At 60.4% G+C, this 18098-nt stretch carries 25 protein-coding genes and 1 pseudogene; 8 read left to right on the forward strand and 18 right to left on the reverse strand.

The window, feature by feature from the left end; translation table 11 throughout:
* Positions 1 to 13 precede the first annotated feature (13 nt).
* Positions 14 to 628: a hypothetical protein gene (locus AB4Y81_RS18050; protein WP_422757685.1), complete on the forward strand. Its 615-nt coding sequence runs from the start codon at positions 14 to 16 to the stop codon at positions 626 to 628.
* A gap of 139 nt (positions 629 to 767) precedes the next feature.
* On the opposite strand, the gene AB4Y81_RS18055 is transcribed toward AB4Y81_RS18050, so the two are convergent.
* The 5 genes from AB4Y81_RS18055 to AB4Y81_RS18075 form a co-directional block, all read right to left on the reverse strand.
* Positions 768 to 1115: a hypothetical protein gene (locus tag AB4Y81_RS18055; RefSeq protein WP_018780337.1), complete on the reverse strand. Its 348-nt coding sequence runs from the start codon at positions 1113 to 1115 to the stop codon at positions 768 to 770.
* A 137-nt stretch (positions 1116 to 1252) separates the two neighbouring features.
* The gene (locus tag AB4Y81_RS18060; protein WP_018780338.1) at positions 1253 to 1423 is read right to left on the reverse strand and encodes a hypothetical protein; all 171 of its coding nucleotides are present in this window, start codon (positions 1421 to 1423) and stop codon (positions 1253 to 1255) included.
* A gap of 194 nt (positions 1424 to 1617) precedes the next feature.
* Entirely contained in the window at positions 1618 to 2991 is a 1374-nt protein-coding gene (locus AB4Y81_RS18065; RefSeq protein ID WP_193590234.1) for an NAD(P)(+) transhydrogenase (Re/Si-specific) subunit beta, read from the reverse strand.
* On the reverse strand, positions 2988 to 3320 hold the full coding sequence (locus AB4Y81_RS18070) for an NAD(P) transhydrogenase subunit alpha (RefSeq protein WP_018780340.1): 333 nt from the start codon (positions 3318 to 3320) through the stop codon (positions 2988 to 2990). Before AB4Y81_RS18070 ends, AB4Y81_RS18065 begins: the two co-directional genes overlap by 4 nt.
* On the reverse strand, positions 3320 to 4516 hold the full coding sequence (locus AB4Y81_RS18075) for a Re/Si-specific NAD(P)(+) transhydrogenase subunit alpha (protein WP_431229856.1): 1197 nt from the start codon (positions 4514 to 4516) through the stop codon (positions 3320 to 3322). The genes AB4Y81_RS18070 and AB4Y81_RS18075 overlap by 1 nt, the downstream gene beginning before the upstream one ends.
* A 185-nt stretch (positions 4517 to 4701) precedes the next feature.
* Between AB4Y81_RS18075 and AB4Y81_RS18080 the strand changes: the two genes are divergently transcribed.
* Positions 4702 to 5313, forward strand: a complete 612-nt coding sequence (locus AB4Y81_RS18080; protein ID WP_018780342.1) for an NADPH-dependent FMN reductase — start codon at positions 4702 to 4704, stop codon at positions 5311 to 5313.
* A gap of 571 nt (positions 5314 to 5884) precedes the next feature.
* Here the strand turns inward: AB4Y81_RS18080 and AB4Y81_RS18085 are convergent.
* A complete protein-coding gene (locus AB4Y81_RS18085) occupies positions 5885 to 6478 on the reverse strand; it encodes an AAA family ATPase (RefSeq protein WP_155846022.1) in 594 nt (197 codons plus the stop codon).
* 147 nt (positions 6479 to 6625) lie between these two features.
* Positions 6626 to 7048, reverse strand: coding sequence for a GNAT family N-acetyltransferase (locus AB4Y81_RS18090; protein ID WP_441996386.1), 423 nt, complete (start codon positions 7046 to 7048; stop codon positions 6626 to 6628).
* Between the two features lie 134 nt (positions 7049 to 7182).
* Here AB4Y81_RS18090 and AB4Y81_RS18095 point away from each other — a divergent pair, with 134 nt between their 5' ends.
* The 3 genes from AB4Y81_RS18095 to AB4Y81_RS18105 all read left to right on the forward strand — a co-directional run bounded on the left by AB4Y81_RS18095 (position 7183) and on the right by AB4Y81_RS18105 (position 8659).
* Positions 7183 to 7599: a GNAT family N-acetyltransferase gene (locus tag AB4Y81_RS18095; protein WP_018780266.1), complete on the forward strand. Its 417-nt coding sequence runs from the start codon at positions 7183 to 7185 to the stop codon at positions 7597 to 7599.
* 113 nt (positions 7600 to 7712) lie between these two features.
* A complete protein-coding gene (locus AB4Y81_RS18100; protein ID WP_210078492.1) occupies positions 7713 to 8060 on the forward strand; it encodes a hypothetical protein in 348 nt (115 codons plus the stop codon).
* 62 nt (positions 8061 to 8122) lie between these two features.
* A complete protein-coding gene (locus AB4Y81_RS18105; protein WP_196802813.1) occupies positions 8123 to 8659 on the forward strand; it encodes an RNA 2'-phosphotransferase in 537 nt (178 codons plus the stop codon).
* A gap of 168 nt (positions 8660 to 8827) precedes the next feature.
* Here the strand turns inward: AB4Y81_RS18105 and AB4Y81_RS18110 are convergent, their stop codons facing one another.
* From AB4Y81_RS18110 to AB4Y81_RS18130, 5 genes are all read right to left on the reverse strand, one after another.
* A complete protein-coding gene (locus AB4Y81_RS18110) occupies positions 8828 to 9256 on the reverse strand; it encodes a DUF805 domain-containing protein (RefSeq protein WP_018780263.1) in 429 nt (142 codons plus the stop codon).
* A 731-nt stretch (positions 9257 to 9987) separates the two neighbouring features.
* Positions 9988 to 10506, reverse strand: a complete 519-nt coding sequence (locus AB4Y81_RS18115) for a hypothetical protein (protein WP_018780261.1) — start codon at positions 10504 to 10506, stop codon at positions 9988 to 9990.
* 167 nt (positions 10507 to 10673) lie between these two features.
* Positions 10674 to 10922 (reverse strand): hypothetical protein, encoded by a 249-nt coding sequence (locus AB4Y81_RS18120; protein ID WP_018780260.1) that lies wholly within the window; start codon positions 10920 to 10922, stop codon positions 10674 to 10676.
* A gap of 137 nt (positions 10923 to 11059) precedes the next feature.
* Positions 11060 to 11620 carry a DUF4192 family protein gene (locus tag AB4Y81_RS18125; RefSeq protein WP_018780259.1) on the reverse strand — a complete coding sequence of 187 codons (561 nt, stop codon included), beginning with the start codon at positions 11618 to 11620 and terminating at the stop codon, positions 11060 to 11062.
* A 431-nt stretch (positions 11621 to 12051) separates the two neighbouring features.
* Positions 12052 to 12591, reverse strand: coding sequence for a CGNR zinc finger domain-containing protein (locus tag AB4Y81_RS18130; RefSeq protein WP_196802812.1), 540 nt, complete (start codon positions 12589 to 12591; stop codon positions 12052 to 12054).
* Between the two features lie 56 nt (positions 12592 to 12647).
* Between AB4Y81_RS18130 and AB4Y81_RS18135 the strand changes: the two genes are divergently transcribed.
* The 3 genes from AB4Y81_RS18135 (at position 12648) to AB4Y81_RS18145 (ending at position 13794) form a co-directional block, all read left to right on the forward strand.
* Positions 12648 to 12839, forward strand: a complete 192-nt coding sequence (locus tag AB4Y81_RS18135; RefSeq protein WP_441996387.1) for a hypothetical protein — start codon at positions 12648 to 12650, stop codon at positions 12837 to 12839.
* A gap of 8 nt (positions 12840 to 12847) precedes the next feature.
* Positions 12848 to 13534 (forward strand): hypothetical protein, encoded by a 687-nt coding sequence (locus AB4Y81_RS18140; protein WP_196802811.1) that lies wholly within the window; start codon positions 12848 to 12850, stop codon positions 13532 to 13534.
* Between the two features lie 65 nt (positions 13535 to 13599).
* Positions 13600 to 13794 (forward strand): hypothetical protein, encoded by a 195-nt coding sequence (locus tag AB4Y81_RS18145; protein ID WP_018780256.1) that lies wholly within the window; start codon positions 13600 to 13602, stop codon positions 13792 to 13794.
* A 189-nt stretch (positions 13795 to 13983) separates the two neighbouring features.
* On the opposite strand, the gene AB4Y81_RS18150 is transcribed toward AB4Y81_RS18145, so the two are convergent.
* From AB4Y81_RS18150 to AB4Y81_RS18175, 6 genes and pseudogenes are all read right to left on the reverse strand, one after another.
* Positions 13984 to 14169 carry a YegP family protein gene (locus AB4Y81_RS18150; protein WP_441996388.1) on the reverse strand — a complete coding sequence of 62 codons (186 nt, stop codon included), beginning with the start codon at positions 14167 to 14169 and terminating at the stop codon, positions 13984 to 13986.
* Between the two features lie 160 nt (positions 14170 to 14329).
* Positions 14330 to 14515, reverse strand: a complete 186-nt coding sequence (locus AB4Y81_RS18155; RefSeq protein WP_231375307.1) for an SOS response-associated peptidase family protein — start codon at positions 14513 to 14515, stop codon at positions 14330 to 14332.
* Positions 14516 to 14733: 218 nt separating this feature from the next.
* A pseudogene (locus AB4Y81_RS18160) lies at positions 14734 to 14886 on the reverse strand (IS481 family transposase); the annotation flags it as partial.
* On the reverse strand, positions 14883 to 16061 hold the full coding sequence (locus AB4Y81_RS18165) for a Cmx/CmrA family chloramphenicol efflux MFS transporter (RefSeq protein WP_018780254.1): 1179 nt from the start codon (positions 16059 to 16061) through the stop codon (positions 14883 to 14885). The pseudogene AB4Y81_RS18160 and the gene AB4Y81_RS18165, both read right to left, overlap by 4 nt.
* Positions 16062 to 16082: 21 nt before the next feature.
* Entirely contained in the window at positions 16083 to 16136 is a 54-nt protein-coding gene (locus AB4Y81_RS18170) for a chloramphenicol resistance leader peptide (RefSeq protein ID WP_011113070.1), read from the reverse strand.
* A 359-nt stretch (positions 16137 to 16495) separates the two neighbouring features.
* Positions 16496 to 17056: an AAA family ATPase gene (locus tag AB4Y81_RS18175; RefSeq protein ID WP_018780253.1), complete on the reverse strand. Its 561-nt coding sequence runs from the start codon at positions 17054 to 17056 to the stop codon at positions 16496 to 16498.
* Between the last annotated feature and the right edge of the window lie 1042 nt (positions 17057 to 18098).

The raw sequence follows: 18098 nt of genomic DNA on the forward strand, positions 1-18098 counted from the left end.
CCATGGGGGACCTTTGTCTGAAAACACTCACTCCGGCACGCCCGAAACTGCCGGGAACAACACCAATACACCCGAACCGCAGTACGGCGTACGGCTTCCCGAAGGGACCGGCCCGGACGTTCCGGCATGGCACCCGGAAGCCCAACACATCCAAGCAATCTACGGCCAACCCATCTCTGTTACTCCCCGCGAAGACGTGGGACGCGGAGCCCTGTTTGCACTGGCTGCCCTGCCCATCGGCGTTATCTTGTGGATGGCCATATGGAGCCTCGGGTGGATGTCCTCCCTGGTGACATTTGCCGCCGCCGTCATGGCCGCCAAATTCTACGTAGCTGGCGCGGGAGCCCTGAGCCGAAAAGGCGTGTGGATCGTCGTCGGCGTAACTGTGGTGACGGCACTGTCGTCATTCGTCGGCGGCGTGTGGCTCGACGTTGTCCAGTTCCTCGGCCGCGAGCCCCTGGCCATGGTCATGAATTCCGAACCTTGGGCCCTGATGGCCAACAACCTCGCATACAACCCGGAGTTCATCAGCGGATACATGAAGGACTTCCTGCTCGCGCTGCTCTTCGGTGCCCTTGGATGCTTCTTCACCCTGCGCCAGATGTTTACCGCAACCAAGGCCTCCTAGGACGGGCGGCGGCTGATTCCGCTGCGTTCCTTCCCCGTTGCTTCTCCGGCGTCACCGCGTTTTTCATTCGACACGCGGAGTCCCTTGGGTCTGGCATGGAGCAACCGGGGAGGAACGCGGGGTCGGCCCCCGCGGTGGGTTAGTCGCCGTCAATCTTCTCCAGCAATTTGCCCAGAGCATCACGGATGTCGTCGTAGTCGTATTGGCCCGCCCTGCTCTCCGCCGAGATCACTGCACAGCGGTGGACCTTCTTGAAGTCACCGATCGGGAACTTGTAATGTCCCTTTTGGTCATCCGGATGCTCGTCGTCCACGCCGAGGAACCACTTTGAGTATTCGGCATGTCCGTGTTTGTCCAGGAACGAGTTTTCATCCCCGGTGGAAGGGGCATGCTCGCTCCAGTCGTCCCTGGTGTCTTTGACGGCCTTGCCATCACGGATCAGGTGCTTCGCGTTCTCGAATGCCTTCTTGTTGAGTTTCACGGTCATGGCTCAACCTCGTTCATGGTGCGATCGGAAAGGACAGGTTACTTCCTATCGTTCACTTTAGGACGTGGACCCCGAGTCGAAAAGACCCCCTGCCGCCAGCAAGCCGGGGCCCGGACCTTGGGGAAGGAAGCGAACCCCTATTTGAGAATGCGGACCTTGACGGCCACACCGCGTTCCTTCATCACCAACCGCCGACCAATGGGACCTTTCTGGCGGAGCCACAGGACGCTGCCATCGAACGTCACCGCATCCACGACTCCCTCGTCCACCACTTCCTTGCCGCTCAGGACCTGGACAGTTTGACCCACGAGTGATCTCCAGTCGGACACCCGTCTGCCCCCTGATCGATCAAAGCTGACCCCGAACAGCGAATCTTTCGCACCCTGTTTCAACCGACGACTCCTCGCGTCCTCTACAAACCCTGTACAGGAGGTGTGCTGCCACGGCTCAGTCCATGACGCGATTCCCGGCCAAATTAATCCATGCCCACAACTTAATGACGCTACAGTGCCTTTACGGCGCCGAGTACCTTGGTCAACGAGTCCTTGGCATCACCAAACAACAGCGTGGTCTGGGGTTCGTAGAGAAGTTCGTTCTCAATCCCTGCGAAACCGGGGCGCATGGAGCGTTTGAGGAACACCACCTGCCGTGCGTCAGCAACCTCCAGGATGGGCATCCCGTAAATCGGTGAACCGGCGGTGGTCTTCGCGGCGGGGTTCACGACGTCGTTGGCGCCTACTACCAAGGCGACGTCCGCGGTCTTGAATTCGGAGTTGATCTCGCTCATTTCCTTGAGGGACTCATAAGGAACATTGGCCTCCGCCAGCAGGACATTCATGTGTCCAGGCATGCGCCCGGCGACGGGGTGGATGGCGAAGTCCACTTCGATTCCGCGCGATTCCAGGGCCAGCGCCAATTCAGCCGCCGTGTGCTGCCCTTGAGCCACCGCGAGGCCGTAGCCGGGGACGATGATCACCCTTTGCGCGTACCCGAGCAGGACCGCTACGTCCTCGGCACTGGACGAACGCACCGGCCGCTCACTCACAGCGGTGGATCCGGCCGTGGACCCGCCTTTGAAGGCGCCGAACATAATGCCGGCAACACTGCGTCCCATCGCCGCCGCCATGGCCCGCGTGAGGATGGTGCCCGACGCCCCAACCAAGGTCCCGGCCACTAAGAGCAGCACGTTCCCCAGCACCAGTCCGGACGCAGCTACGGCCAAACCCGTAAACGCGTTCAGCAGGGAAATGACGATCGGGACATCGGCCCCACCTACCGGGAGCACCAGAAGGACGCCGGCAACGAGTCCAAGAACCAGGAGGATCAACGCCAACAGCAGCGAACCGTTCAGGATCACTGCAACGCCAGCACCCACTGCCGCCAGCAGCACCAGGGCCATGAGCGCAGGAAGCCCGGGGAAGGTCACAGGCCGGGTGGTCATGAGGCCTTGGAGTTTCGCAAAGGTCACTCCCGAGCCGGCGAAAGAGACTGCGCCCACCAGCAAGGTGAACACAATCGCCAGGCGGACCCAGGAGTCGCTGGTGTGGGAAAGCTCCAGCAAGGCAACCAAGGCCGCAGCGCCACCGCCCACGCCGTTGAAAAGAGCCACCAACTGCGGCATCTGCGTCATTTGCACCTTGCGGGCAACCGGAGCGGCCACTCCGGCACCAACGGCAACAGCTCCCAGTATCCAGGGCACGTTATCCAGCTTCACCGACACAAACACGGTCACCACGGCCAGGAGGGCTCCGACTGCCCCGATCAGGTTTCCCCGCCGGGCCGTGCGCGGCGAGTTCAGGCCTTTGAGGGCAAGGATGAAACAGGCTGCTGCCGCAAGATACAGGAGTGCCGTCCAGGTGGGATTCAACAGTGTCACGGGCGGCGCTCCTCAGCCGCACCTGCTGTGGCGTCGGCTTTCGACGGCGGCCGCTGCCTTCCCCGGAACATCTCCAGCATCCGGTCGGTCACCACGAAACCGCCCACGAGGTTGGCTGTGGCCAGGACGACAGCGAGCAGGGCGACCGCCAACACCCAGGGATCGCCTGCTTGGCCCGCCACGATGATGGCCCCCACCAGGATGATGCCGTGAATCGCGTTCGCCCCCGACATCAGGGGCGTGTGCAGGGTGCTGGAGACTTTGGAAACAACCTCAAAGCCCACGAACACGGCCAGCACAGTGATTGTCAACAGGCTCATGCCGTCCATCAGCGCCCTCCTTCAGTCCTAGGGTGGATACTTCCAAAGGGTGCTTCCCCGCCCGCGAGCGCGGTGAGTGCTTCCGCCGTGGGTGCGTGCCGGACCGTGCCTTCGTGGGTGAGGCAGGTCCCGGCCACCACTTCGTCCTCGAAGTCCGGGGAAACCACGCCATCCCGGGTCATCAACGCCAGCAGGTTGGCCACGTTCTTGGCATACAAGCGGGATGCATCTGCGGGCATCGCCGAGGCCACATCCTTCATTCCCACCAGGGTTACTGTGCCTTGGCCGTCTCCGGTGGGGATGGAAATGTCCTGCCCGGGAATGCTTCCCTCCACGTTCCCGCCCGATTCTGCGGCGAGGTCCACCACCACGGATCCCGGCCTCATGCCCTGCACCATGTCGCGGCTGACCAGCAGGGGCGCCCGCCTGCCCGGAACCGCAGCAGTAGTAATCAGCACATCGGCCTGTGCCACGTGCGGTGTCAGAAGCGCCCGTTGAAGCGCTCCCCTGTCCTCGCTGAGCTCCCGCGCGTATCCCCCGGAGGCCTCTGCTGTCTCGAGGTCCAGCTTGATGAACGTTCCGCCCATGGAGGCAACCTCATCTGCTGACGCTGGCCGGATGTCGTTGGCCGAGACCCTGGCGCCTAGCCTTTTGGCGGTGCCGATGGCCTGCAGCCCGGCCACCCCTGCCCCCAGCACCAGAACGCGGGCCGGAGGGATGGTTCCGGCCGCAGTCATGTACAGCGGGAAGAACCGGGGCAGCCGCATAGCGGCCTCCAGCACACAGCGGTAGCCCGCCACAAGCGCCTGGGAGGTCAGTGCGTCCATGGACTGGGCACGTGAAATGCGCGGTACGAGTTCCAATGCAAAAGCGGTGATTCCGCCGGCCGCGAGCGCCCTGACGGTAGGCAACTCCGACGACGGCGACCCCAGGCCCACGGTGACGCAACCCCGGCGGAGGGCTCCCGCCGTCGACGGTTCCATGGGACGCACGTGGAGGTAGACGTCCAGCGATCCGAGGTCCAACGACTCCACCACGGACGCTCCTGCGCTGCGGTAGTCGTCGTCGCTGTGGCCGGAGGCGAGCCCCGCGCCGGATTCAACGTCCACCGCCAGGCCGAGGCCCACTAGTTGCTTGATTGTTTCCGGCGTGGCTGCCACCCGCCGCTCGCCGTCGAGCGCTTCGCGTGCTATGCCTGCTTTCACCCGCCACCCCTCTTCCGGAACGCTCCAGAAACCAGTTGGCATGAGTCTATGACCGCGAGGGTCCGGGCGGGAGTAGGGGGCTGCGCTATGTGAACAAGTCCACTAGTGTCGGTTGAGTCGGGTCAACCCGCCACCACACCGTCGACGAGCCGGTTCCGGCCGCGCCGTCGGAAAGGAACGCCGCTATGGACACCTTCAAAATCGGCTATTTCGTTGGAAGCCTGGCCAGCAATTCCATCAACAGGGTCCTCTCCAAAGCGCTGATCAGCGTCGCACCCCCGGAACTCGAATTCCATGAAATCGCGATCAAGGATCTTCCCCTCTACAGCTCTGACTACGATGCCGACTTCCCGCCCGCGGGCCGGGAGTTGAAGGATGCCATCGCGGCGTCGGACGGGATCCTGTTCATCTCCCCCGAATACAACCGTTCCATCCCGGGCGCCTTGAAGAACGCCATCGACTGGGGCTCGCGCCCCTGGGGCACAAACTCGTTCGCACGGAAACCCACCGGAATCATCGGCGCTTCGCCCGGTGGCATCGGCACCGCCGTGATGCAGTCCTCCATGCGCAGCGTTCTGAGCTTCCTGGACGCGCCGCAGCTGAATGCGCCCGAGGCGTACATCCGCTTCGTGGCAGACGCGTACGACGACGACGGTTCCGTTAAGGACGAAGGGACCGCCGCGCTGTTGCGCCACTATATGGAGGAGTACAGCGCGTTCGTACAACGTGTCCTGGCAGCCAACGCGCCGGGACACATCGGCGACCCGGAACCGGATTCGGCCAAGCTCACGCGTTAGTTGTATCGGCGAGGGGCGGGTGCCGCTCTTCCTGGCGCGGCACCCCCGGGACCACGAGGAAAGATCCATGTCTAACAAATCGAAGTGCTGGCTGACCCTCAGCGGCCTCCTGGCTACGTCGGTCCCTCGGATCTGCAGATCGGTGTTCTAGTCAGCTAGCCTGACTCGGGCGTATCCCGGGCGCGCCATCAGTTCTCCGTCTTATCAGAGGACCAATGTTGACGATTCCGAAAACACCCCTGTAGACACTTTGTTTGGACAAGAGACGTGTCGGAAATCCACGAGCCGGCATGGTCCTACGTGACCTAATCCTCGGTCCCTTTCGAAGGATTCATTGAGGAGATGAACGCAAGGAGCCGACAGCTTGCTGTTATCCCCCCCCCGTCATCGTGCATTTCTCCGTGCGGATCTTACGTACAAGCCGAGAATCGTGATTGTGACTTTCGGCGATAAGTGGCGGCGTTTTTACAGCACTATTTGGCACATGGGTAGCCCGCAAGGGGATCCCCAAGCGCGCCAAGTCGTCCGCAGCAACGACAGGCCGGATTGAAGGGCAGCAGCGGCTGGTCCTTCAACCTAAAGCGTCCAGCAGGCTTTTGTAGGTCTCCTCAATCTCCCCTCTGCGACTGTGGATGACTGATGCAGAGCGGCGGAGCCGAAGGCCGCTGGTCAGGCTGCTGTACATTGACTCCAGTAATTGGGAGCCGCCGTTCTGTTCCACAATTGCCGTTACCCTGGCATGCCAGGGATCGTGGTTGTCTCCTCGAGCGTAGAACCGTTCTACGGAGGACTCTTCAGTATCCATGAGGACTACCTCCCGAAAGCCTGCGCCGGCTTTCAGGGCAACGCTCCTGAACAGCCCGATTTCCTCGCCGGCATCGAGAAATTGCGGCATGATCACACGATGCCCCGCAGCCAGATGCGTGGCCGCCATACTGAGGGCGATGGGGCGGACCAGACTCCCGGCGGACTGAAAATCCTCCTGCCAGCCGCCAATGAGGCACCGTACCTGATCGACATCCAAGTTCAACGTTCCGGGATGCCGGTCCGCAAAGAGTCTGGCCAGAGTCGACTTTCCGATGCCCGGAGGCCCGTTCAGCAGAATTAACTCTGTCCTCAAGTGCTCACTCACTGGCTGGCCGGTTGTTCCTGGGTCTGCAAGCATGCATGACACTCTAGGCGCTTCACAACGGCCGCCACACGACCTAGCCCTCTTCCAGGAGGCGCATCATTGATCGGACAGCTGGAAACTGACACAGGGTTCGCCTGCCGATGATGCGCCGTATGCCGATCCCTGAGCGGACGGAGGCTGTCAGTCGAATCTGACGAAGGCTCTGACCGATCCTCCTTGGAATTCATCGACCGGGGTGTAACCGAGCGCTTCGTAGAACGCCTTCTGCTTCGGCTCGGCGTCGGTGATCAGTACTTTCTGGCGCACATGCGGGTAGTCTCCGAGTGCCCGTTCAGCGAGGGCTCGTCCTATGCCTTTTCCTTGATGCGACGGCCGAACAAGAATGTCCTGGAGGTAGCAAATCGAAGCACCATCAGAAATGACACGCGCGAGACCAACCAACCTCTGGCCATCAAGAGCGGCGACGAGGGTCGAAGATCCTTCCAGCGCTCGTACGAGATTGCCGGGGTCCTTCGTGTAGGCAACCCATTCCACCGCACGGTATAGCTCAATGACCTCACGGAGGGGCAGGTCTTTAGCCTTCACTACTTTGATAGTGGTCATGCTCTATCCAAACACGCAGCATATTCATTAGAGGCCGGCTTCGAGCAGGGTGCCCGTAAGCCGATCCTTGATCTGGACGGACGTTGGCATGCATTGTTTCGAGCTTCCTTGTTTCGTTCCCCTAGGGTGTTGTCATGACTGAACGCTATGTCTTCTCCGCTGAGGCCGACAGAGTTGATCGCGCCCGTGTGCACCAGTGGCTCAGTGAGCAGTCCTACTGGGCGCAAGGTCGGGTTCGTCAGAAACAGGATGCAGCTATCGACGCCTCCCGGAACTACGGCGTCTACGACATCGGGACTGGGGAGCAGGTGGCTTACGCTCGCGTCGTGACTGACGGCGTTACGTTTGCTTGGCTTTGCGATGTCTTCGTTGCGACCGAAGTCCGAGGTCAGGGCATCGGCAAGATGCTCGCCGCCGGTGTCATGGCGGACCTGGAACCACTAGACCTGAAACGCGTTCTGCTCGCAACTGCCGATGCCCACGGTCTATACGCCCAACACGGCTTCACCGAGCTGACTGAGCCATCAAGAATGATGGCTCGTGTCCGTTGAAGGTGGCCTTAGGGGCAGTGCTGATTCGGTGGATGTACGCCCTTTGGCTGGAGCTGTCTGGGGCGCGAGGGGTAGTGTTTGTGCAGGCCGATGTCGCTTTCCCCGGAGAACCAATGAGTGAGCTGCTTTTCACCGCTGAAGAACTGCCAGAGGGATTCTCCTATCCTCGCGGGCTTCTTCGGCTCGTGGAATTGGAACTTTTCGAACTGGAGCCGTGGTGGGTACTCACCGGCGACCATCTTCGCGCCCTTCAAGAAGGGATGCGCAAGCGGTATCCAACGCGGCATTTAGTGCTCTTCGCGAAACGTCAGGACAACGATGACTGCGTCTGCTTCGACATGGATACAGGAAAAGTGTCTTTGGTACACGACTGGGCGTCGCCGGGGTGGGAAGCCAAGGGCGAATTCCAACACTTCAACAACTGGCTGCACGCCGCGGTCGATGACCTGATTGAGTTTTAGCGAGTTGTACCTATTTGGATCCCAGAGACGATATCAGAGCCCGGGCGCTTGGTCTTACGAGATTGAGCAAAGCCGTATCGCGGGCGCTTCGACACGAGCCGTGGCTGTTCGAACTGGAACTAGACGAGCACGGCTGGACCTCCGCAGACAACTTACTGGAGGCGCTGCGCAAGGAAGTTCCGGAGTGGTTTGACCTAACTCTGGGTGACCTACAGATGATGATCGACTCCGCGGCGAAACCGCGCCACGAGATACAGGGTGACCGGATTCGTGCTTTCTATGGGCACAGCACGCCGGGCGCAATTGCCTTAGCGGCAGCCACCCCTCCAGCCGAACTTTTTCATGGCACGTCACCTGAAAGTATCGGGGCAATCTTCAGTGGGGGCCTCCAGCCGATGCGCAGACAGTATGTTCACATGTCGGCCGACGCCGAAACCGCAGTGCGAGTCGGAAGCCGTAAGAGTAAGCATCCAATGATTCTGACCATCGATACGGTCGCCGCTCTAGCTTCGGACGTTGTTTTCTACCGAGGAAGCGGTTCAGTGTGGCTTGCCAAGAGCGTTCCTGCTGAGTTCATCCGCATTGATCGGGCTGGCTGAGAGGACTCTTCGCCCAAAGTTCAGTGCCTGTCCACCAACCGAGCATGACAGCTGCACCACGGTTCTTCCGTGCTTCCTCGGCTGCTCAACCATCGTCCGGTAAAGGATCGGCTTACAGGACGGGCAGCAGAGAAGAGAACCGCCATCCCAAAACCCAAAAGGCCCTCCCTAATTGACGGGTTGCTGTTGGTTCTGTGTTGAAGCTACCCGCACATCAAAGCGTTGCCCCCGTGGATCGGACTTCTTTGCATTCATGAACAAAACCGGAATCAAACCCAGCACTGGGATCAAGACAAAGAGACCGAACCAACCACTTTCGTTGACATCGTGGAGGCGCCAAACCATAAGCGCGATGTTCGGGAAAAGAAAGACAGAGGGCATCGACCAGACCAGGAATGAGGCTACAGCAGCGACCGGTCCCATGAGTCCGGAATCGGTAGTATCCGCCCATTGGATGAACCGGAGAATGTTAAAGACAACCGTCTGCGCCAGGACCCACCACCAGAACTCGCTCCGGCTTGCCCGGCCAGAAAAGACCGCAAACTTCAAGAAAAATCGAGCCACCGCTTGAAAGGGGGTCACACCATAGAGCGGCATGGCTAGAGGGGTCCGAGGCGTCGGTCGGTGATCGCGCGGGGACGACAAAAATGGTAGGTACGGAAGAACGTTGCTGGGGTATGTCTTAGTCCGCTTCCCGCAATGCGGAGAACGGCCCCTGGCTGGATCCGGGCGCCTCTGTTTGGAAGTGCCTCATCAGGACGACCGCGCCTGGGCGGTAGCGTCGAGCCCGCCCTCCTTTCTAAAAGAGACCATTCTGTCGCTGTCGGGATCGCCGATATACCAGACAAGGCGGCCCCTTGGACCCTCCCTAATGGAAAGCTGAGTGGAAGAGATGACACCTTGAATTGAGATCACGATATACATCTGTTCCCCTTTCTCCTTCCAGTCAGTTTTCCAACTACCTGTGATCGGACTCGTTGAGCTCCAGTCAGGTGATCCGGACGGAGGGATTTCCGGATCTCCGTGGGAGAGGCCAATTGGAACGTTCGTTCCGGAATAGGTGCCGTCAGGCAAGAAGACAAGTTTCGCCACCTGCCCTTGCGGGCCTGCCGCCACCCAGGCGCCCTCTACATCGGCCGGGCTGACTTCCACTCCATAGGGGAAATAGCAGCCTGTAAGTGCCAAGACCAAGGCCAGAGCCGCTCCGGCGAGAACTTTCCTTCGCGCTACCAACTCACTTCCTCCCAAACCCCCAACTTCCATCGGACTACGAACCTGCTCATACCCTGAACCTCTCCTCCGATCCGAGGTAGTGGCATTCAACCGATTCAACGGCGAAGGTCCCTAAGGGTTTTGACGCCTTCTTGACGAAGCATCCTGCCCGTCATGAAGATCACCAGGGCATGCACAAGTACCAAGCTGAGCGTGGGGCCATATTCGTTGAGGAACATTGCCATCATCGCGATGGACATCGACGAGTAGACGATGGCAGCAACCAGCGGTGCCGGACTCATTGTCCCTAGCCCGCGTAGATTCCAAATCCCAATGAAAAGGCCCGCGAAGGCCAACACCCCGAATCCAGCGATCACGGCTACAAGGGAAGCTATCCAACCGCCAGGTACATGCGTTCCCGAAGCCTGGTGCTCAAGGAGTTGGCCGTTGACCTGAACCGTATTCACGACGGTCATCCAGGTCGTGGACAGCCCAAAAATCAGATAGATGAAGCCCAGGCAATACCGCCTGAATCTCGTCGCTCCATCAGGAACAACAAACATGTGCGATGCATGGACGTCGGGCAACACTCCGTAGTCCGCTCTGTCAGTTTCAAGATGCAGCTTTTCGCCCACTGGCGTTCCTCTCACATTCGGCGAAGCGACCACTCGTTGCACCTGAATATATATCTCGCCTTATCACGCCGCAGGCTCGCGAGCATAGCTGCCCCGGCGGAATCCGTGTGCGTCCGCTCTTCCCTGATTGAGACGTTTAGGCTTCTGTCGCAGGCATCGGTAGGGCGCTATCTTGCGAAAACGAAGATACCCAGGACGATTGCTCCAGTGACGAACCCGATCACGCCTAACACTTTTCCTGCTGTGGCCTTGACACCATGGGCCTCTGCCTTTCGCGCATTAACGAACGCTAAAACACCCAGCGGAATGCCAAGAAAAAACAAGCTAATGACACCGAGAATGATAGCGGTCTTCCGGTGCTGTAGACCGAGAAGACGGTCGTGCGACGTCATGAGGGCCTGGGCAGACGTGGTCATGAATTTTCTCCAATTAGGTTAGCTGTCGAGAATAAGGACGCTAGGTATCACGTACCGGCAAGGTGTGGCTCCACCTAGCAGACGACCAGTCTCGGTCGTTCGTTCACGTTCGGAACCCCCGCCGGCTGGCGTTGAAGCTATGTGATGTGGCTTGGACACCTTGGTGAATTGCGAGTTGGTAATTTAGTGCGCACGAAACCAAGCTGAAGCCGCTCCTTGGTTCCCACTGAGATAACGGCCCCGCCACGAACCATCATTTCAGCGTTCAGGTGCCCGTCCGTGATCGAGTCCAAGGATTCGATGGGGCAGCACCTCAGGTCATCGCACAGCAGGTTCTTCCAGTGCTCGGAAGTGACCAGCCATGCGTCTTTGAGCGGCACACCTGAGGCGTCGAGGGTTTCGACGATCGCCTCGATGTGCTCGTTGAACGGGCGGGGCGTACCGTCAGCGGCGGGCTGGTCGGTGTAAACGGCCAGCACGGCGGCGTTCGCCACTGTGTCCAGTGCGAGGTAGTCGGCCATGGCCCGGGCGAACCCTGCCGTGTTGGTGCCCGTGGGGGCGTCGACACCCAGTGTCGCGCCGAGCATGTTCCCACGCATAGTGATGAACACGAAGGATTCCCGGGGTGCGAACCCGAGGGTATGAGGGACGAAGCTGAGGATATCGGCAGGGCTGCTGATGCGGAGTTCGTTGGTCAAGATACAAGTCCTTTGCTGAGGATTCGGTGGGTGGGGCACTCGTGGTGAGTGGGCAGCTCCCCTTTCCCCTACCGTTGTTTTGGCTGCTGGCGAAGCTTGCGGAGCTGTGCCCGACGGAGGCCTGTCTACCCATTGGGCAAGGTGTGGGAAATTCCCGGAGGAAATAAGCGACGCAGGAGCGCCGCAGGGAATTTCACGGCACGCAGGCCCCGACGAAGGAGGGGCTAGACGGGCCGGAGCGGACACGTACAATCTGAAGGACAGCAGCCAAAGACAAGAAGGACTTCTCTACAGCCCGAGCGCAGCGAGGACGTATTCCCGGTGCGGGCTGCCGCGCCGGCAGTCTCGCACCTCTGGGATGGGTTGGTCAGCTGCCGCCGGTACCAGGGCTCAGATGCCGGTAGATGGTTCCGCGAGAGGCGCCGAGCGTCTCAGCGATTTCCTGGACCGTATAGTTCTTTCTTGGATCTGGACACGGCTTCCCGATGGCGTTGGACCGCATCGTTGTTGCCGCAGCGGGCGGAGCAAAAGGCCCGAAGGCCGTTGCGGCTCGTGTCCACGAATGCTGTTCCACATCCGGCTCGGGCACAGATCCCCAGCCGACCGCCGTCGGACTCGACAGCGAAGATCGCAAGACCTCCGGCCGTTACTGCCTGCACTCGTGCCACGACATCGTCATCGTCCGATGCGAAATGCAAGTGCGGCCGGAGCTGGTCATGGGTAGTCAGGTAAGCCCGGGAGGTGCCTGCTTCCAGGAGTTCGTTTATCGCGGCGCACCTGGCGTCAACGTTGGCCGGTTCAAAGGCAGACCGCAACCGTGACGACCACTGGCGCAGCTGTTCGGACGACTCACGGTTCAACGCGGACCGGCGGATCTCGTGCCGGTCCAGGATCGCACGGGCCTCCGCAGCCGCCCACGGACCGCTGCTGGCGAGATTAACAAGGTCGGCCGCGAGCAACGGACCGGTCATATTGTCATGGTTGAACTGCACTAACCCATTGCATCATGGTCTATTGCATGCTTCTAGTGACCACTTCAATCGTCCCGATTGTCCTCCTCCTTGCCGCGAGAGCGCTGCTGCGGCACCGCTTCCTGACCGACCCCGGCTTCTGGCGGGGACTGGAATGGATGAGCTACCGCGTTTTCACCCCGACGCTGTTCATCACGTCGATCGCGGGCACTGACCTGACGATGTCCCGGTCGGGCCGCTGCTGCTGAGCCTCGCGGTGCCGATCACCGCGGTCGCCGGCCTGGTCATCGTGCTGCGTCGCCCCTTGCGCGCGAATGGCCCCCAACTGACCTCACTGGCGCAGAGAGCGGTGCGCATCAACACCTACATCGGGCTGATCTTCGCCACGGCACTGCATGGCCACCAAGGCGTCGCGACCTTTGCCCTGGCCAGCGCCGTAGGGGTCCCTCTAGTGAACGCCATCTGCGTCAGCACCCTTGCTGCCTATGGCGATAAGTCCGCCTCACCCCGCCGCGTTCCGCTCTGGCGTGAGTTCCTTGAAAACCCTCTGATCCAGGGCTGCGCGATCGGACTCGCCCTGAACCTTACCGGCCTTCCCCTGCCCGGATTCCTCTCCGCAACGTTGACGATGCTGGTCGCCCCGGCACTGGCCTGCGGCACCCTCATCGCGGGAGGCGCCCTCCACTTCAGTTTCCGCAAACGTGACGCGATCGACGTCGGACTCGCCGCGGTCCTCAAACTCCTCGTGCTGCCCTTCGCTGCAGCCGCCATCGCCATCGCCATCCCGCTCGGCGCCAGCGGCGCAACACTGACCAGCATCGTGCTGATCTGTGCCATCCCCGCTACGTCCTGGCCAGCAGATTGGGCGGCGATACTTGCCTCATGGCCTCGATTACGGGTGCGCAAAGCGGCCTGGCCGTCGCGACCCTGCCCGCGATCCTGACGCTCGTCAACCAATAGACAATGTAATGGTTGAACTGTACTAATCCATTACCGCACGCTGGAGTCATGAACGAGGAAACGCACTCAGACGCAGCAAACCATCACTGGTACCAGTGCTCATCACACCGCACCAGCGAAGGCATCATCCACTACGACTCCTGCCCTTGCGGAGCCCAACGCATCCGCCTCGCCACTGAAACCATCCACAAGACCCCGCCCCTCCTCGAACCCTCAGTCAAACAAGTCGCTCAGGTGATTTGACGGCTATAGGAGCATCGTCGTAGACACACAGGCCCGGGCGCGGCGGCGCTCTGCGACGGCGGGACCGGGCCAGCAGTCAGCCACGGAGCTTGCGGAGTGGATGCCCAGAAGGGGTGCGAGCCCTGCGAGCATGCCTTTTCCTCTGAGTTTGCTGGGGCCTCGCGTTCGATACTCAGCGGATCGCGTGAGCTAAGGGCCGGTCAGGTCCGCAACGTTGGACCCGGCGTTGTTCTTCACCGAATCAATGCCATTCAGGGCAGCGGCTTTGGTGTAAGACTCACTGCTGGCAATGAGTTCACCGTTGCCAGCCTTCAGCCGGAACAGGAACCTCCGGGCTTGTCTTTGTACACTTCGAATTTTACTGCCATGCGTGATCCTCTTTCATGATGCCCAACCCCGCGGGCGCCCTACTCGGTTGGTTGAATCAACTCGGGTCCGTTGTTACGGACGCCGTTCACGCGGGTGCTGACAATCCGGGGCGGCAGCGTTGGTTCCGGCAAGGAATCCAACAGTTGCTGGACTTCGGCCTTATCGGTCAGGCCGGGTCGAGCCATTCCGCGAAACGATCTTTGGGGATGATGACCCGGGAACAGCCACGGACGTGGCCCAAAGCGCCCTGGGTTGTCGTGGTCAGGACCGTGCAAGTCAACAACCACAGTTCGGGGTCATCCTCGGTCAGCGCGGGGTCAGGCCAGAACTCGTATAGGCCGGCAAAGCCCAACAGTGGTTCCTTCGTCGTGAATAGATAGTTCGGGATCTTCTGGCTTCCTACGCTCAGGGGAATCGTTCCTTGAAGACGGCATCTCGCACATCCCAATGACGCGACCGCCCTCGGCACCTGAGCCTGGGGGCCTTGAGCATTGGTGCCGTGTTCCTCCAACGGCCACGTCCGGGTTTACCACTTACAAGAAGGAAAGCTCCGAGGCCTTAGGTTGCGGCTTGCCATCTTCCCGCGACGGCCTTCTTCCGGGCAGTGATCGGAGAGACCATGAACATCTTCGCGGCGATCGCGGCCGGATAGCGGTCCTCGACAAACAGACGGGCTAACCGGAGACGGGTGCGAGGAGTGAGAAGCGCATTCGGATGGGTCATCGATTCGCCTCCGCAGCTGTCTTTGTGAGCGCGCGCCCTGTGAGAAGCATGGTGACGAGAGCGATAGCTGTCAGCGCCGAGGCGACCCATACCGGAGCGAGCAAGCCCAGCCCGGTCGCGAGCCCGAACGCGCCAAGCACGGACCCCGCGGCAGCTCCGATATTCAATGCTGCGGTTGCGTACGAACCGCCCATCGTTGGCGCACCCGACGCTGCATACAGCACACGCGTGATCAGGGTGCTGCCAACGCCGAACGACAGGAAGCCCTGAATAAGGATGAGGACGATAAGCGCAACGGGATGGGTGGCGACCACTGCCAACACGATCCAGCCTGTCAGCAACAACGGTCCGCCGACTGCGAGCACGACGCCGGGGCGTTGATCTGATAGTCGTCCTGCGATCGTGACGCCAAGGAACGATCCGATGCCGAACATCACCAGCGCGACGGACACCCACCCGTCAGCCAAGCCCGCGGTCTCGGTCACGACGGGCGCGAGGAAGGTGAATGCCGCAAAGGTCCCTCCGTTGATCAGCGCTCCAAGTGCCATGGCCAGGATGAGCCGCGGCGTTGCCAACTGGCTGAGCTCAGCTCGGAGCCTTGGCGAGGACGCGCTAGTAGCGGTCTGACCGGCATTGTTCGTGACTCCACGAATGACTCCGAAGACCGCCGGAATACAGAGGATTGCGATCGCCCAGAACGTCGTTCGCCAGCCCAGCGCTGTGCCGAGCAGTGCCCCAGCGGGGACGCCCGCGACGGTTGCGATCGTCGTGCCGGAGAGCAGGATCGACAGTGCACGTCCCTTCTGGTTCGCTGGCACGAGAGTAGTGGCCGTGCTCAGTGCTACGGCGAGGAATCCGGTGTTTGCAAGAGCGCTGAGCACCCGGGTGATGAGGAGGAGCGAGAACACGGGTGTCATCGCTCCGATAACGTGGCTTCCTCCGAAAACGAGAAGGCAGACTATCAACGTGAGCCGAGGTGGCCAACGGCGAGCGAATGCCGCCATCACTGGCGCGCCGATGACCATACCGCCCGCGAAGGCGGACGTCAGCAGGCCCGCAGTGCCGACCGAGACGTCAAGTTCGGGCGCGATCGCAGGGAGCAATCCCGCGAGCATGAATTCTGAAGTGCCCATGACGAAGACCGCCAGGGCAAGCATGTAGAGAGCAAAAGACATCGAGTACTCCGGGGTGTGAGATCAAGAAATGGTTCTTCTTGTCACCACGGCCAGCGCCCCGGGTACGCCAGACATGCGCCCACACAGACCGTGGGCGTCGTACCTAGTGGTTCAAGGGGCTGGCGGTGTGACCGACAACCCCTGACTCGTCTGACACGGGACTCATGTCCCAAACTCTACAACAATCCACAGTGAGCGGTATGGACAGATACGTCCCCTAAATCGACACGCGGCCATTGGTCGCGGGGGTGAACCAGCGTCCCTGGACCTCACACTTAGGCATGGTTGCCGACTTCGAAGCCGCCCACATCGGTGCAGAAACAAGGGAAGGATGGTTGTGGTGAAGGCAAAGGGTCGGCTTCGGGGGGTAACCAGCCGAAATCCTCCAAGGCCCGGAAGACCCACCTGCGGAGTCTGCATCGGAGGTACAACTGCTACGCTCCGGTGGCCCTGCGCTCCTCGGCAGCATGCTCGAAGACCGATTTTAGGATGTCCTGAGCCACCGACTCTGCTGACCTTCCCGACGAGCTGACAACAAAGTCATCTAAGGATCGTTCAGTCAGAATGTCATCCAACTCTCCGGCACGGTCAAGGTGCCACCGCAGCCCGTGTGGATCATTCTTGTGACGACCCGTCAGACGCTCCCTGAGAATAGCTTCAGAAGCCGTTATACGGCAGATATCCAATGGCTTGCCTCCCAAAGCATGGCGGTAGCGCCTAATCTCTTTGGCATCCTCAATAACGCCGGCCAGCACGAAGGTTTCAATACCTGCGTTGGCATAATTCTTGACCAGAGACGCCAAGTTGATGAGCTCGATCTCGTGGTTGAACTTATCCCCGACAGGTGCAGGCCAAGCGCATCGTATGGCGTCCAGATCAATGACGGCATGCGCAATTCCAATCTCTTCGAGTGCGTCGCCGATGCAATGTGCAACCGTGGTCTTGCCAACTCCAACCGTTCCGTTTAGGAAGATGCCGCGCTCTAAACTTCTCATCTTCAAAGACTAACGTGCTCGATCAGCCTGGCCCGTCTTAGCCGGGAATGCGACCCTTTTCGCTTTACTGAGACTAAAACGCCCTCAGTAGCGTGAGTCCACGCGGCCGCTCACTTGAAGGAGAGTACGTAGTCAGTGAGCCCAGCCTTGCGAAAAGGCAGCCTTAAGCCCCTCTTCCAGCTCGCCGACAACGAAACGCACGAAATCTACAGCCGGCGCAAGAACCGTCCCAACCAGTCCCGTTTCGCTTTCGACGTCTATAAACGGTACGGACGCGCATGTGCAGTCTGCGGCCCCGATGTCACAGGGCTGTTCCAGGCGGCCCACCTAGTGACCGCGGCCGCCGCCCGCCCCCGGGACCAGTTAGAAGGCCTACAGATGTCCTGGTGCGTCCTTGCAGTCGAGTGTTCCACTTCCTTGGAACTGGGACACCATTTCATTCAGGTTCCAAGTCGGCATGGTTGCCGGGGGCACCGTTCCCTGCTAGGTTTCCCTAATCGTTGGGGGAAACAATGGGTAATCGGCGTCGTCGCGTTCTAGGCACTTTAATTCTCTGTGTCGGAATGCTATATATTCCTGCTTGCGCGCAACCAGTTGAACCAGCTTGTGAAGCGCCTACGCCGACCCCTTCCGCTTACTCTCAGTCAGCTGTCGACGTGCCCGCTCTATCGACTGCTTCGCCGAGCCCTTCACCTCCTGACACGTGCAGGGACCACACAATAGTAATTAGATAGAAACCACTTCCAGGCGGACACGAGCCGGGTCAGTTCGATAACTGCCCCAGCTCTGCCTGACAGAGGTTCGCAACGGTGCCGAGATCAATAGCGGAGGACTGAACGTTGTTCCCAGATAGCTCGACTCCCTTAGATCCCATCCTCTCGACCGAAGACTGTTTTCTCGTGATGTCCGACTTTGTGTGGGCGTACGCACGTCGTGGTGCTGGCGACGACCTAATAACTCTGTTGGGAGACACTGGCCTGACGAGCGACGGACGCCCCTTCGACTCCGCCGCTTGGGAGGACTGGGTCGAAAGTATCGAATG

The organism is Paenarthrobacter sp. TAF1, from assembly GCF_052113825.1.
Lineage (GTDB): Bacteria > Actinomycetota > Actinomycetes > Actinomycetales > Micrococcaceae > Arthrobacter > Arthrobacter nicotinovorans.

Excerpts from the sequence above, each read along its gene's own strand:
- AB4Y81_RS18095 (WP_018780266.1), top strand. The coding sequence starts at position 7,183 with ATGACTGAACGCTATGTCTTCTCCGCTGAGGCCGACAGAGTTGATCGC.
- AB4Y81_RS18120 (WP_018780260.1), bottom strand. The coding sequence starts at position 10,922 with ATGACCACGTCTGCCCAGGCCCTCATGACGTCGCACGACCGTCTTCTC.
- AB4Y81_RS18175 (WP_018780253.1), bottom strand. The coding sequence starts at position 17,056 with ATGAGAAGTTTAGAGCGCGGCATCTTCCTAAACGGAACGGTTGGAGTT.
- AB4Y81_RS18085 (WP_155846022.1), bottom strand. The coding sequence starts at position 6,478 with ATGCTTGCAGACCCAGGAACAACCGGCCAGCCAGTGAGTGAGCACTTG.
- AB4Y81_RS18070 (WP_018780340.1), bottom strand. The coding sequence starts at position 3,320 with ATGGACGGCATGAGCCTGTTGACAATCACTGTGCTGGCCGTGTTCGTG.
- AB4Y81_RS18110 (WP_018780263.1), bottom strand. The coding sequence starts at position 9,256 with ATGCCGCTCTATGGTGTGACCCCCTTTCAAGCGGTGGCTCGATTTTTC.
- AB4Y81_RS18055 (WP_018780337.1), bottom strand. The coding sequence starts at position 1,115 with ATGACCGTGAAACTCAACAAGAAGGCATTCGAGAACGCGAAGCACCTG.
- AB4Y81_RS18165 (WP_018780254.1), bottom strand. The coding sequence starts at position 16,061 with ATGTCTTTTGCTCTCTACATGCTTGCCCTGGCGGTCTTCGTCATGGGC.
- AB4Y81_RS18130 (WP_196802812.1), bottom strand. The coding sequence starts at position 12,591 with ATGACCGGTCCGTTGCTCGCGGCCGACCTTGTTAATCTCGCCAGCAGC.
- AB4Y81_RS18090 (WP_441996386.1), bottom strand. The coding sequence starts at position 7,048 with ATGACCACTATCAAAGTAGTGAAGGCTAAAGACCTGCCCCTCCGTGAG.
- AB4Y81_RS18100 (WP_210078492.1), top strand. The coding sequence starts at position 7,713 with ATGAGTGAGCTGCTTTTCACCGCTGAAGAACTGCCAGAGGGATTCTCC.
- AB4Y81_RS18080 (WP_018780342.1), top strand. The coding sequence starts at position 4,702 with ATGGACACCTTCAAAATCGGCTATTTCGTTGGAAGCCTGGCCAGCAAT.
- AB4Y81_RS18145 (WP_018780256.1), top strand. The coding sequence starts at position 13,600 with ATGAACGAGGAAACGCACTCAGACGCAGCAAACCATCACTGGTACCAG.